Genomic DNA, 14,375 nt, shown 5'->3' with positions numbered 1-14,375 from the left:
ATTTCTCCCATGTGCTAACTATCTTCATTATAATTCAGCCTTCTTTACAACCATTGACCCGCATCCGTTGCCCCGCAACCGTTGCGCCGGTTGATCACGCCTTTTTCGGGACTTTCAATTTAGCAAGATTTTTCGCTCAAGCCTTTTTTGAAAAGGCTTGTGATCACGCCGTCAAGTTGGTTTTCGATCAAACCTTTTCTCAAAAGGTTTGCGGGCAAGCCTTTTTTGAAAAGCGCACGTTGCGCTACTTAGGATCTTTGGTCAAGCTTTCCACCGGAAAGGTTGCGGTTCACCACATTCTGGGGCTTACCCTCAGTAAACATCTCTATGTTCTCAACAGTCATGTAAGTACACTCATCTAAAGATTCTTCAGATAGGAAAGCAATATGCGGCGTCAGCACCACATTACTCATCTCTAACAGAGGACTATCCATAGGTAGTGGTTCTTTTTCAAAGACATCCAGCCCTGCTCCGGCGATTTTTCCCTCCTTTAGAGCTTCTATGAGAGCAGATTCATCGACAACTTTTCCCCTGGCAGTATTGATCAGTATGGCAGTAGGCTTCATCTTTGCCAGTTCTCGCCTACCTATCATATGCTCGGTTGCTGGCGTCAGTGGCACATGTAGTGTAACTATATCACTCTCTGAGAGCAGAGTGTCCAGATCCACGAACTTTATCCCCAGAGATTTTGCTCTCTCGGGGCTTGGGTGAGCCGTAACAGAGAGCACATTCATGTTGAAGCCATGCGCGATCTGTATCACTCGCTTACCTATCTCGCCCGTTCCAAGCACGCCTAAGGTCTTGCTCATGAGCTGGCTGCCTACATAGTACTTCCAGTCGAATAGTCCCTTTCGCAGATTCATGTCTGCGAGATGAATTTTTCTTAGAAGGTTCAGGGATAAGGCAAAAACAAACTCCGATACCGAGTCAAAGGCATAACTGGGAACATTTGATACGATTACTCCGTGCTCGGTGGCTGCCTCCAGGTCCACATTGTCAAAGCCGGTCTGCCATAAGGAAATCATCTTTAACCTAGATGCAAAATGCAAAGCTTCAGCATTAACGCCGTATCTTCCTACTATTACGACTTCAGCATCCTTTATTCTCTCAATAAACTCCTCATGAGAAGCGGGTACATTGTCGTATATTTTGAGTTCACCCAATTTTTCGAGCCGTTTTATATACTCCTCAGTCAGGAATATTGGATCTGCTACTACTATCTTCATAAGCCCCCCGAAACTCTAAATTCTGCCTGGAATTCTTAAAGATTACATGAAACATAAGCTGAAAAACAGTGTGTGCTACCGTCATAATATTATTAAGTCATTAGACTCATTTTTCACATTTCATCGGTCTTGAATCCAGAATGTCTTTATAGATCTCTACCTTAGGACTCGATGTACTTCTCAGGATTTTCATCAAACCTTTTTTTGTCCGAGAGAGCACAGAAGTAGTATGTCTTTCCTTTATATTCGCTCTTGAACCTCGCTTCCTTCTCGTCAAGCTCCATTTTGCAGACAGGATCAACTACTATTATAATACCCCCAATAATAAAAATACATCAAGATATTTCTATTTTGTGACACTATGCTCGGGGTGATCTTCTCTTTATCTGAAATCTCACAGAATTTAGGCAGAAATAGGTCACCTCCCTGGAGATAAGAAAAGGACATATGGCAGTAACCAATAACCCTTATAAATTCGACAGGTATCCTATTTATGAGTTATATTATAAGGGGTTAGGAATTTCATTTCTTTCTTCCAATTTGGTAGTTTCCCTATCTTAGATGCTGCCTCTCACATTCCAATTATCGAGAGAAAATAATTTGGGTCGAGACTTCTTTCTGTCAGAACATTGTCCATTGACTTCAGCAACCATAATTTAGAAGGAAAAATCATGGCAGGAAAATTAACTAATGAAGAAAAGGAATATTACTCAACTGTAAGAAAGACATTTGCTATGCTGGCTCCTTTTTATGATGCTATCGTTACACCTTTTTCCAGTGTAAGGGATAGAGTGGTGAATTTTACGAATGCTCAAATGGGTTCAAAAATATTAGAAGTTGCCACGGGGACAGGACAACAGGCCTTTGCATTTGCGAAAAAAGGTTATGAGGTTATTGGAATTGACATTTCTGAAGCCATGATTAATGTGGCCAAAAAGAAAAATAAATTTAGAAATGCGAAATTTGAAATCTCTGATGCAACAAATCTACCATTTGAGGACAATAGTTTTGATGTATCTTCTATATCGTTTGCTTTGCATGAAATGCCTTTGAGTATAAGAGAAAAAGTATTGAAGGAAATGGTCAGAGTAACCAAACCAGAAGGAATCATAGTAACTGTTGATTATGATTTACCCAAAAATAAGATTGGCAGATTATTAATCTATCATTTTATTGCTCTTTTTGAAGCTAAATACTATAAAAATTTTATTAAATTTGACTTAGAAGCACTACTTAATAAGAACAAAATAAAAATAATAGAAAAAGATACCATTTTACATGGAGCTGGAAGAATATTAAAAGGGCTAAACAAGAAGTCATAAGAATCTATAATATACTGAAATATATACTGAAATGTTCAAAAAGTTATTATTTGTAAAGGAGATAAAAATTATCGGACTAAATTAGCAAACTACTTCCTGTTTATACGTCTCAATCCGCTAGAAAACGAACATTTAGTAACCGTAAATTAGTGTCACAGAGAAAAGTTTCTTCATGGCAACAATCAAGGCCGCTTTTTCTGCTAAAATTGCTTGATACACGATACCTCTTAAAAGGATCTTCAATATCTGAATTCTCTTAATAGGACCATAATCTTTTCTGACACAGGTATTAATATTATTCGCGGATATTAATATTAATTATATACGTGCCAAAAAGTTTTTTCTCAGAGTGTAATACGGTTGTATAATATGATTGTGTATGAGGAAATTATCAATATAGCGCTACTTACACTGCTGGCAAGCATAATCGGGACTCTGGCTGGATTTGGAATATCCACAATTATGGTACCCGTTCTCCTGATCATCCTTCCTCTACCACAGACTTTACTCCTGGTGGGCATAGTTCACTGGTTTAATGATATCTGGAAAATGCTCTTATTTCGTAAGGGAATAAGATGGAAACTTTTTCTTGCCTTTGGCCTTCCCGGTATCTTTACAAGTTTTCTGGGATCATCTTTATCCTTGAGAATTTCGCGGGATGTTCTCTCAAGAGCTTTAGGAATATTCCTTATAGCTTATGTTCTCTTCATCATTTTTAACCAAGCCTTTAAACTCAGCCAGAAATTATCAGTTGCAGTATCCAGTGGAGCCCTGACAGGGTTTTTTGCAGGTATCTTCGGTATAGGCGGAGAAATAAACGCTGTATCCCTGAGCGCTTTTAACCTGAAGAAAGCTGTTTATGTTGCAACTGCAGGTGCTATATCTTTTATGATCGATTCTACCAGGATAGCGACCTATATTCAGGGAGGTACGAGACTTGATCCTGTCCTTGTATCAGGTTTTTTGATCTTCATACCCGTATCTTTAATTGGGGCAGTAATTGGGAAAAGAGGAGTTGAAAAAATACCCCAGGAAAGATTCAGAAACTTTGTGGCAATTTTCATATTTTTATTGGGCCTGAAGCTTATACTATTTCCATAGTTTTATATAAGCCATTACTATAGCTTTTTGAATGTTTTTATGGTTGCTTGCTTATTGTACATTATTTGTAGAGATAACTTTGAAGCAAGAAGAATGTCCCAGTCTTCATTCCCAATTATGAAAATTAGCGCAGAAATAGGTTTTTCGCTGGAATATGCTATAAAATGTTTTGAAGGTATAAATGTTAGCGCAGGTGTTGAAAGAAGGCAAACTTGTCGGCGTAGTAAATCTGGTAAGATGCAGCAATACAAGAGTCGTTTATGAAAAAGCAGTTGCAGATGTAGCTGCTAAAATGATAGAAAATAACATTCTGGCTCTGATCAACTGCTGTGCTTCATTCCCCTTATGAAATTAGGTTTCTGTAACCAAACGGCTCTTGACAAAACCAGAAGAGAGTTAAGAGAGTTTTTACAGCCTGGCCTTCCACCAGTAGGGCATATGGGAGAGTGTATTGACAATGCAAAAGTATCTGCATTCTTCAGAGCCCTGATTGATGATTCAGGTAAAACTATCAAAAATGTGCCGCGATTGCAAGCCCAGAATGGTCAAATGAAAAAGATGACCCATGTAGAAAGAAATTTAGAGAATCTGGCAAGAGAAGAAAAACAATAATATTTTTTACCCACGATATTGAAGAAACAGGCGCCTCATTAACAATGCCTGGACAGGCAGCTAAAAAAGAAGTGGGAAATTATCCCACTTGTTTTAATTATAGTATCTACCTTCTAGACTTAATAGTCTCATTAGCAGCCACTAGTCTAATTAGCAGTCACTGGATGAACGCTGCCCGTCCTTTTCTGTCATTTTTTCCAACCATTCTGCCGACTTATTTTCTTTTTCTAATCCTTTCATCATGTCCATATTCATTTTTTCCCCTGTAAGGTATTCGTGGGCTTGCATCATCTGTTTCATCATTTCCATCTTAGACTCACTGGTTGCCGCCTCAGGGTTTCTAAGGTACATTTCGTGCAGTTTTATGGCTTTCTCGAGGCACAAACAAACGCAGTCCAAGTCAGCCCGGGTTAAGCTGGCCTTCTCCATCTTGCCTGCATAGCAACTTTTGTTAGCTAACTTCCCTTCCATCATGGACTCCATTTTCTCTTCATCTTCCTCTTCTTCCTCTTTCTCTTCCTTCATGGATTCCATTTTCTCTTTTTTAGCCTTCTCTTCCATTATTAAACTCTTCATATCGTTCATCATGGTTTCATTGCGTGATTTTTCTCCCATTTTCATGGAGCCAATCATCATAATCATCATCTTTTCCTTGGGTGAAGGCTCACATATTTCACTGGATGAAGGCTCACACATATCTCTGGCTGAGTCCTCTTCAAAGTCCATCAGCATTTCCAGATTCGGATTCTTTCCTCCAATGCATTCACGGGCCCACATCATCTGGTTCATTAATCTCATATGGGACTCGCTGGTTGCTGCTTCAGGATTCTTAAGGTTCATTGCGTGAAGTTTTATTGCTTTTTCAAGCCAGAGAGTTGTAAAGTTAACGTTATCCTGCGAGAGACTGGCGTTTTTAGCCATCTTCATATCCATATCTTCTCCTGCAAGGTATCTGTTTGCACGCACCATCTGGGCCATTAATCTAATCTGAGACTCATTGGTTGCAATCTTAGGATTCTTCATGTGCATTGCATGAAGTTTTATAGCTTCATCAAGCCAGAAGCCAGAGTATTCAAGCCTCATAAGGGCTGAGATGGCGTATGGATGTTCATACTCTGCCGACTCATTGCATGTGCCCATCATGTCCATATTCATTTTTTCCTCTGCAAGATATTTTTTGGCCTGCTTCATCTGGTCCATCATTTCCATTTGAGACTCATTGGTTACGCTTTTTGGCTTTTCAAGATGCATCGCATGAAGTTTTATTGCTTTCTCAAGATAAAGACAAGCGCAATCAAAATTGGCCTGAGATGAACTTTCATTTAAACTCATCTTGCCTGTGTAGCGGCCTTTGCTGGCTGCTTTCTCTTTCATCATAGACTTCATCATGGTTTCATTACATGATTTCTCGCCTTTCATCATCTTCTCTTTGGATGAAGTCTCATACATTTTGCTAGCTCCACATTCTCCCATTCCAGAATGCATCATGCTTTTATTATCGAGACAAGAAGCCATCTTGTCTTTTTGCTCCATCATTTTCCCCTGACCCATTGTACTTCCTGCAATAGGCTGTACGAGTGCAGTTACCAGTATACCTATGCATACCAGTAATAATACTGGCTTTATTATTCCGGATTTTATCATCAATTTCCCCCTATGTCCCAAGATTGTTAAATTTAAAAAATACCGTCGGATAATTATTTAATTAATTAGCATAAAAACGTTATTATAATAAGTATATTTTCAGAGTTTATCTATTTGAAATAAAAGAATAACTTAAAAAAAGAAATAAGTTTATTTAGATACGAAGTTGATAATAAAATATCAAGTGTAATTTATATTATTTAATATTCAATTTTTACATATAAGTGACATTGATAACTATTTTTAGGATTCTTGAGCTCATTGTTAACATTAGTGGATCCAATTTATAAAAATTCTGTTTTTAGAAAAAAATAGTTTTTTATAGCCATCTATTGTCATCTGTAAAGTGATTTAACTCGTGACGTTAATATCACCAATATAAGGTCCGTGCCATGTATGCACCCACACTTGACCGTTATAGGCATTTACGCTTAGCATACTCTCAATGCCATTCCGTCCAAAGTCAAAAGTATAGTAGCCAGGCATCGCCTTAGATTCAATAATCTGAGCTCCAGGCAAATAGCCAGCAAGGAAATCATTTGCAAGCTTCTCCGACTCCGCCAAATCATAATCCTTGCCTCCGGTCTGCGCTCTTCCAGCACCGTAATTTGTGTTCCACATCATATTTGGTCCCGGTTCAGGATATGCCGACCCGGAGTACCTGTCTACCAGAATCTCAGCTATATATTGACCTGTGGATGGATCTTTTAAAACAGCATAGTAGTTGCTGCTAAATACCATGAAGTCCTCAATTTCAGTTTTGTTCGAGCTATATTCCCGTGCAAAATTTTGCATAATTTTTAGAGCCTCATCCTGAGCTATTGGTCTGGACTCTGGATAGTAAACCGCCATCATGTTACCCATCATTCCAGATCCATAGGTGTAGTTATAGCCTGGATTGTGCATCATTCCGGGTCCCATCTTTCCTGACGGATAACCAGCCGGATTATAGACTGGACTGTACATCATCGACCTAAAGATAAGAACCGCAAGGAGTATTATTATCAGTAACAGTAGACCAATTATGAGATTTTTGCTGTCTGCCATAATCGCCTCAAATTGTACATAATAGGATTACCAAAATATGTCGATAGAAACTCTCAGAACAAATATTACTACAGGCATTAATTTTAGATTGTCTTTTCTTTAAACGATAAGCTTCTTAATTTCTTCAAATTCCTCTACATTAATTTCGCCCTTTGCATACCTAATTTTTGCAATCTCCAGGGCTGACATCTGTTCTTCCTTGTGAGTTTTGTTCTGGTTAACAAGCCATTTGATCAACAGATAAGCTAACGCGATTATGAAAACCCAAAATAAAAGTCCGAAAAACATGCCCCATATCCCATGTCATAGCCGTAATAGCCCATATATCCATCCATTGGAAACGCTCCCAACTTACAATTAAGATATTATTTACTAGTTATTATTTATTATTTATTTTATAGAATCGGAAACGATATTCACATTACTTTTTTATACATTGCTTTTTCAAGAAGAGTTTAGAGTTCAATATTTCATTAGTAAATCAGTCTATAAATCAATCAAGGGATAGAGAGAACCTCACTAGTTATGTTTTTAGTTTTGATTTTTATTTACCTTGAATTGTAGTAAGAAAGGCTATCATAACCGAGCCCCCAAACCCAACCAGTCCGACCCAGGAAAAAGCACCCCCGTTTAATAGAATGTAGGTTGAAACAATAAGCAGGACAGCCAAGTAGAGTTCTTTTGAAAAAACGCTTTTCCTGTTTTCCTCCTGCTTTAAGGAGAGAAACTTATCCCCCATTCCCTCCATTTTATCGGCAACTTCTTGGATTGCAGCCCTCAACTCGGCCTTTTCATCCACTGGCTCGGTGGAAAATTCAAAATGAAGAGCTGCACCTTTTGGAGTATCAAGCTTTTTATAAGCGTCCATCAGTACAGGAATCGCGATAGTTTTAATGTTGTATCTCGGGTCCAGCTCCAGGCAAACACCTTCTATAAGCAAGATCGCTCTCTGGAGAGTGGAAAATTCCCCAGGCAGCCGGATATCATATTTCATCCCGAGCTTGGCATAATTGTCACTCTGCCTGCCCTCAAGTCCGTAGTTCTGGTTTGCGATCAGGCTATCCATATCTTTCCTAAGCCTGTGGATATCTACATCTCGCACGTCCACACCCCCAATTTTCAGGAAACCCTGGGTCGCCCCCTCAACATCTCTATTGTTGATGGCATAATAAAACTCAAGCATATGCTTTTGGAGCTCCTCGTCAATGCTGCCAACCGCCCCGAAATCGATGAAGGCAATAGTATCGTTTTCCTGAACCAGCATATTGCCCCCGTGAGGGTCAGCATGATAAAAGCCATCAATATAAACCTGTTTAAGGTAGCTTTTGGTGATGGTACGTGTATATTCCGATTTTTTGCTCTGAGGCACAGGCATATTAATTATGTCTTTGATCTGGATTCCCTGGATGAATTCCATTGTGAGAACATTGGCTGAACAGTAGTCGGGATAAATTTTGGGCACGGACACGTTTTTCACGTTCTTGAAATTGTCCTCAAAACGCCGCATGTTGACGGCTTCGGTTCTCAGGTCGACCTCGCGAGTAAGCATCTCCCGGATCTCCAGCAAGAAAGCGTCGATATCAAAATTACTCCCGAGGCCGAGAACCTTTCTCATAACAGGCTTGAAATCATCCAGGATAGAAAGGTCAATATTTATAGTGTCAATGAGATTTGGGCGAAGAATCTTTACAGCAACTGGTTTGCCTTCCAGAACTCCTTTGTAAACCTGCGCAATAGAGCCGCAGGCAATGGGTTCTGGGTAAAAATTGTCAAAAATTTTAATGAAAGCTTTTGCTTTTCTCTCCCGGGAAACTTTAAGCTCTTCTTCTGTCTTTTTCCGGTTTCGCTCCTTACGAGTTTCATATTCGCAAACGCAAGCAAGATCGAGAGATTCAGCCATTTCTTCAAAAGGTACAGGCTTAACCTTGTCCTGAAGGTTTGCCATTTCTATAACATAAGGCTGAGGAACAAGATCAGGCCGCTTGCTCATGGTCTGTCCCATTTTGATAAAAGTCGGCCCAAGTTCTTCAAAAGCCTGCCTGAGTTTTACAGCCGTCTGCCTATTTTCGAGATCAAAATTACATGTGCATTCAGTGTTTGAAATATAATCGGTGTGCAAATCTCGGTAGAGTTCCGGAATAAGGTTGTATTTAAAAAGAACCCTCGTAACCTCAAGGTAGCGCTTTGTTTTCCCCAGCATCCATTTATTAATTGGTTATTATTGTTTAAGATAATTTCTTCAAATTAAACAAAAAGGTTGTCTTAAAATTCAAACCAATTATATTATTGGGTAGTAAGACAATGCTAATTTCGATATACTATAAGCTTTATTTTATATAGTTCTTTATTTACAGAATTGGAGTTCAATATATTTATATCATAAATGTAATATACAATTGTGAGTATAAAAATGCCATTTATTTAAATATCAAAATAAAAAATTGTTGCTAATTGGGGGATCTATATGGTTGAGTTAAATGAAGTGATCACATTTAGGCTGTTTAAAAGAAAAACCGAAAAGCTTGTATATAAAGCAGGGTATGGCCGCTGCTCTAGATGCAGCTGCGCTGGATTTGAAGCAGATTATCGAAATAATGAGGTATGCTCTAATTGTGGTCACAATTTCCGCGATCATTGGTAATTTTACCTTAGACTTTTAAAACAACTAAAAACAACAATTATATTTTTGTATCCTACGTAGACGTCTTCAAGAATTTATATGTTGTAAGTTTATTGTAAGTTCATTGGTAACGAGGGGTACTAATAGGAAACCTGCAATCAGACTTGGAAGAATATAAAGGTGAACTATTTACTAAAGGTGATATCATTGCTGGTCTCAAACTTATATTCGAGCGCTAGCTGGTGTAGTCACACTTATTTTACACTAAGGCATTTAATGGCTTAATGTACATATTTTCAGTTTGAATGCTTAATTCCTGCTCCAATTGTAGAATCAAATTTAATTTTAAGACATGCTCTAAGAGTTTTTTGCTTAATGCTTAATGCTTAATGCTTAATATTTCTCTTCAAACAGGCCATTAATTTTTAATCACTGGTATACAATCAAAAAAGAATTGTTTATGGCTTTGCCCGAATCTTCCTGAAAACATCTTTAAAAGCCAGTTTTTTTAGTTCTTTAATTGTGAAACCAGCCTTTTCGATATTCTTCACGGTATGCCGAGTTGTATGGTCTCCAAGCAGGAAAAACAGAACCGGATTAATTAAATGTTCTATGAAGTCAATAAAAAGGTAGTCACTGTGCACGTGCTCAAGAGCTATCAATTCCCCTGAAGGTTTAAGGACTCGTCTCATTTCCCTGAGAGCTTTCACTGGATCAGGAATTGTGCAGAGAACAAAAGTCGCGACCACATAATCAAAACTGTTATCCGGAAATTCAAGATGCTCGGCGTCCATAGGATAAAGAGTAATATTTTTCATGCCTTCAGCTTTTTCCCGGGCTTTTTGGAGCATACCTGCACTTTTGTCGATCCCTATCACCCGACAGCCCACAGGATAATATTTCAGGTTTCTTCCGGTTCCCACCCCTACTTCCAGGACTTTTCCGCTCAGACCTGAAAGAGACTCTTTTCTCCATTTTCGAAAAAAGAAAAACTCCAGAGGCAAGTCTAGCAGCTCATAAATGGGTGCGATTCGGTTGTACTTTGAGGTTACAGACATTGAATAAATTTACGCTTTCCTTAAGATTAGCTTTTTTGGGTTACCGGAAGAAACTGGACAAGTAAGTAAGCCGTGTTAATTCTCAAGAATTTTTACTTAAAAAGACAAGTACCTACCCAATAAAGTTAGCTTTATAAGAAGATTCCCCGAAACCGATTCATATTTAACCGTTAGAAATAATACCACGCTACAAACTTTACATAAATCTTACATCAAGTATTACATTTAAGTCTGATATTAAATCTTATATTAGTTTCACAGACACTATTACCGCAGATATTAACAGGAACTGTATTCATACTAAAAGAACTATATTCATACAGATTTATTTAATAAAAGTAGAAAGAAGAAACTCAAGAGAGGAAACCCGATGAGCAATATCTTACGCAGAGGCAGGCTGGAGGTCGCCCAGGATGAGGAAATCTTACGTTATACCTCCTCTATGGAAGCTGACAGGTGGATTTTTGATGCTGATATCGCAGTGGACCTTGCCCACACAGTAATGCTGAAAGAGCAGGGTATTATAAACCGGGAGGACTGCAGCAAAATCCTTAGAGGGCTTTTGAAAATCCGGGAGGAAGGGATGGAAAAGCTCGATTTCAGCTATGAAGACATTCATATCTCCCTTGAGTCAAGGCTCATCGATCTGGTTGGAGAAGACGTTGGGGGCAGGATGCACTCAGGACGTTCCAGAAACGATGAAGTTGCAACCTGCATTAGGCTGACACTAAGAGAAGAACTGACCGGGCTGCTTGAAGAAATCTATGAACTAAGGAAAACCCTTCTCACCCTTGCGGAGAAACATACCGAAACGCTCATGCCAGGTTTTACTCACATGCAACACGCTCAGCCTACAACCCTTGCCCATCACCTCTGTGCCCACGAAGCCGTGCTTGGTAGAGACTTTGACAGGATTCAGGACGCGTATTCCAGGGTAAACCTCTGCCCGCTTGGAGCTGCGGCTTTTGCTTCTACGGGCTTTAACCTGAACAGGAAAAGAACTCAGGAACTCCTGGGCTTTGAAGGCCTGCTTGAAAACTCAATGGATGCGGTCAGCAGCAGGGACTTTCTTGTTGAATGCGCCTCAGGATTTACAAACCTCATGATAAACCTGAGCCGCATGGCCGAAGAACTTGTAATCTGGTCCTCTTCCGAATTCAATTTCATAGAACTGGACGATATGTACGCTTCTACCTCCTCAATCATGCCCCAGAAGAAAAATCCTGATACTGCCGAACTTATGCGCGGGAAAACAGGAGTAGCCGTAGGCGCACTTATGTCCCTGATTACAATCTGCAAGGGGCTTCCGCTAAGTTACAATCGGGATCTGCAGGAAGCAACCCCAAACACCTGGCGGTCTGTAGAAACGGTAAGGGCTTCAGTAAGGATCATGGAAGGCATGATAAAAACTATGAAAGTCCGCCCTGAAGTGCTTGCTGCCCAATCAGTTACAGGTTTTACAACCGCTACCGAACTTGCAGATACCTTTGTCCGGGAAACCGGAATTCCTTTCAGGACTGCCCACCAGATCGTCGGGATGCTTGCAAGGGAAATGGAAAGACCAACTCTGGAAAAGATCGATTCCGTAGCCGAAATTGTTCTGGGAGAATCTCTTTCAAGCCGGGGACTCACGGAAAAAATGGTAAAGGAAGCTCTTAATCCGGTTTCGAATATAAAAAGAAGAAAAATCGCCGGCGGACCAGCTCCCGAAGAAATGCGAAATTACCTCTCGAGAAGGCAGACCGAGCTTGAACTTAACAGGCAGGAAATTACAACCCTGAAAGACATTACAGACTCGGCTTTCGAAAATCTGCTTGCAACCGTTAATGAGTACAGGAAAGCTTGAGCTGTGACGAAGCAAGTTCAGTATTTAGATATACTCGATGTCAATGAACTCAGTATTTCAGTATTAATCTCAGTATTAGTATTACTTTGATCTCTTAGTACTCAACGCAAAATGCCTAAGATCATAAAATAGGTAGTATATTAGGAGAAAACGGAACCATATATTATACAAGAATATCTGGTATTATTATACAAGAGTATCTGGTATAATACTGAAATACCAATTATCTATGCAGCATTTCAAAAAGTTATCATAAAAGGGATTATTTATGGAATTTAAACAGGGCGACCGGGTACGTATTGAAAAGAACGGCACTGTCTACGAAGGCAAAGTAATGCCGTCTATGGAAGGATATATTACAATAAAAATGAACAGCGGTTACAATGCCGGCTTTTCCATGGATAAGGTAAAGATAACCCTCCTGGAAAACAACGGAGAAAGCACAAACGGAAGCCTGAACGGTGGCAAGGAATCTAAAGAAGCAGGAGAAGAAATCCCGAAACCTGGAAAAAAGCTTCCGAAGGTCGCGATTCTTTCTACAGGCGGAACAATTGCCAGCAAAATAGACTACAGGACAGGTGCAGTAACTTCCCAGTTTACTGCTGACGATATCCTTACCGCTATCCCTGAACTAAGAGAGATAGCCGATTTCAAAGGCAGAGTAATTTCAAGCATTCTCTCGGAAAATATGGATTCGGAATCCTGGCAAAACCTTGCCCGAGCAGTTGTGGAGGAAATCGAAGCGGGTGTAGATGGTATAATCGTAACCCACGGGACAGACACCATGATGTATACGGCTGCAGCCCTTTCTTTCATGATCGATACGCCTGTTCCTATTGTTCTGGTAGGCTCCCAGAGAAGTGCAGACCGTCCAAGCAGCGACAATGCCATGAATGCGATCTGCGCAGCCCTTGTTGCTGTTAGTGATATTGCTGAAGTTTCGGTTGTCATGCATGGGACAACCTCAGACGATTTCTGCGAGATCCATCGTGGAACAAAAGTAAGGAAAATGCATACTTCCCTCAGGGACGCCTTCAAGTCCGTAAACTCCCTTCCGATAGGGATTGTGGATTACGATACAAGGGAGATAAAAACCTTTATAGATTACACAAAGCGTGGAGAGAAAACTCTCAAATTCAAGCCAGGAATGGAATCTAAATGTGCGCTTGTAAAGTTTACTCCGGGTTCTGATCCCTCAATACTTGACTGTTATATTAACGGCGGATACAAAGGATTGGTTCTTGAAGGTACCGGGCTCGGACACGTTTCTACGAAATGGATTCCCATGGTCCGAAAAGCCGTGAATGCAAAAATGCCTGTAATGGTAACATCCCAGTGTCTCAATGGCAGAATCTGCGACCGTGTCTATGACACAGGCCGTGATATGCTGAAAGCCGGTGCAATCGAAGGGGAAGATACCCTGCCCGAAACTGCTCTTGTTAAACTTATGTGGGTTCTCGGCCAGACCGATGAATTCGATGAAGCTATTGAAATGCTCAGGGAAGATCTCAGTGGAGAAATTACCAAGTGCTGTTTTAAGTAAAAAATTGAGACAAACATAAAATGAAGAGTTTTAAGAAAAGTCAGGAGTGAATTCAAAAAGGAGGATTAATTCCTTAAGGAAGTCATCTGTACTTCCTTTTCCCCTTCCTTTTCCCGTTAGAATTCCTCCTCATACCTGTAAGAATATCTATTTTCCAGAACAAAACAGGCTGTTTTCAATGTAAGCATTTTTCCATATCCTGTATCCAGAATTATTCAATTTAATTCCTCTATTTTCTGCAAATTCCTGTTTAAAAGTTCTTTTCAAATCTCGGATCCTTTTTCGTAAACTAGCAGCGGAAGGTAAAAGGTTACGATTTTCAAACTGGACCCGGAGTGGAATAAGTGGAATAAGTG

At 39.8% G+C, this 14,375-nt stretch carries 13 protein-coding genes; 6 read left to right on the top strand and 7 right to left on the bottom strand.

The features are described 5' to 3' along the window. Positions 1 to 248: 248 nt before the first annotated feature. Together BP549_RS03930 and BP549_RS03925 are read right to left on the bottom strand one after the other, a co-directional pair. Positions 249 to 1,226, bottom strand: a complete 978-nt coding sequence (locus tag BP549_RS03930; RefSeq protein WP_292378301.1) for a 2-hydroxyacid dehydrogenase — start codon at positions 1,224 to 1,226, stop codon at positions 249 to 251. A 161-nt stretch (positions 1,227 to 1,387) separates the two neighbouring features. Continuing rightward, positions 1,388 to 1,534 carry a YHS domain-containing protein gene (locus BP549_RS03925; RefSeq protein ID WP_292378304.1) on the bottom strand — a complete coding sequence of 49 codons (147 nt, stop codon included), beginning with the start codon at positions 1,532 to 1,534 and terminating at the stop codon, positions 1,388 to 1,390. Between the two features lie 363 nt (positions 1,535 to 1,897). Here BP549_RS03925 and BP549_RS03920 point away from each other — a divergent pair, with 363 nt between their 5' ends. The 4 genes from BP549_RS03920 (at position 1,898) to BP549_RS03905 (ending at position 4,261) form a co-directional block, all read left to right on the top strand. Beyond that, positions 1,898 to 2,548 (top strand): class I SAM-dependent methyltransferase, encoded by a 651-nt coding sequence (locus BP549_RS03920; RefSeq protein ID WP_292378299.1) that lies wholly within the window; start codon positions 1,898 to 1,900, stop codon positions 2,546 to 2,548. Positions 2,549 to 2,917: 369 nt separating this feature from the next. Beyond that, a complete protein-coding gene (locus tag BP549_RS03915; RefSeq protein ID WP_292378298.1) occupies positions 2,918 to 3,649 on the top strand; it encodes a sulfite exporter TauE/SafE family protein in 732 nt (243 codons plus the stop codon). A gap of 181 nt (positions 3,650 to 3,830) precedes the next feature. Continuing rightward, on the top strand, positions 3,831 to 3,998 hold the full coding sequence (locus BP549_RS03910; RefSeq protein ID WP_292378295.1) for a hypothetical protein: 168 nt from the start codon (positions 3,831 to 3,833) through the stop codon (positions 3,996 to 3,998). Then, on the top strand, positions 3,995 to 4,261 hold the full coding sequence (locus tag BP549_RS03905) for a hypothetical protein (protein WP_292378293.1): 267 nt from the start codon (positions 3,995 to 3,997) through the stop codon (positions 4,259 to 4,261). The genes BP549_RS03910 and BP549_RS03905 overlap by 4 nt, the downstream gene beginning before the upstream one ends. A 150-nt stretch (positions 4,262 to 4,411) precedes the next feature. Here the strand turns inward: BP549_RS03905 and BP549_RS03900 are convergent, their stop codons facing one another. The 5 genes from BP549_RS03900 to BP549_RS03880 form a co-directional block, all read right to left on the bottom strand. Continuing rightward, positions 4,412 to 5,905, bottom strand: coding sequence for a hypothetical protein (locus BP549_RS03900; protein ID WP_292378291.1), 1,494 nt, complete (start codon positions 5,903 to 5,905; stop codon positions 4,412 to 4,414). A gap of 351 nt (positions 5,906 to 6,256) precedes the next feature. Next, entirely contained in the window at positions 6,257 to 6,952 is a 696-nt protein-coding gene (locus tag BP549_RS03895; protein ID WP_292378290.1) for a peptidase M4, read from the bottom strand. A 99-nt stretch (positions 6,953 to 7,051) separates the two neighbouring features. Further along, entirely contained in the window at positions 7,052 to 7,240 is a 189-nt protein-coding gene (locus tag BP549_RS03890) for an SHOCT domain-containing protein (protein WP_292378288.1), read from the bottom strand. Between the two features lie 256 nt (positions 7,241 to 7,496). Further along, a complete protein-coding gene (locus tag BP549_RS03885; protein WP_292378286.1) occupies positions 7,497 to 9,152 on the bottom strand; it encodes an ABC1 kinase family protein in 1,656 nt (551 codons plus the stop codon). 878 nt (positions 9,153 to 10,030) lie between these two features. Next, positions 10,031 to 10,630, bottom strand: a complete 600-nt coding sequence (locus BP549_RS03880) for a class I SAM-dependent methyltransferase (RefSeq protein WP_292373237.1) — start codon at positions 10,628 to 10,630, stop codon at positions 10,031 to 10,033. A 370-nt stretch (positions 10,631 to 11,000) separates the two neighbouring features. Between BP549_RS03880 and argH the strand changes: the two genes are divergently transcribed. After that, positions 11,001 to 12,476 carry an argininosuccinate lyase gene (gene argH / locus BP549_RS03875; protein ID WP_292378285.1) on the top strand — a complete coding sequence of 492 codons (1,476 nt, stop codon included), beginning with the start codon at positions 11,001 to 11,003 and terminating at the stop codon, positions 12,474 to 12,476. A gap of 268 nt (positions 12,477 to 12,744) precedes the next feature. Further along, on the top strand, positions 12,745 to 14,019 hold the full coding sequence (gene gatD / locus BP549_RS03870; RefSeq protein WP_292378282.1) for a Glu-tRNA(Gln) amidotransferase subunit GatD: 1,275 nt from the start codon (positions 12,745 to 12,747) through the stop codon (positions 14,017 to 14,019). Positions 14,020 to 14,375: the final 356 nt, after the last annotated feature.

It is taken from the genome of Methanosarcina sp. UBA289 (assembly GCA_002496565.1).
GTDB lineage: Archaea > Halobacteriota > Methanosarcinia > Methanosarcinales > Methanosarcinaceae > Methanosarcina.
This window is presented reverse-complemented; position numbering and strand designations above follow the sequence as displayed.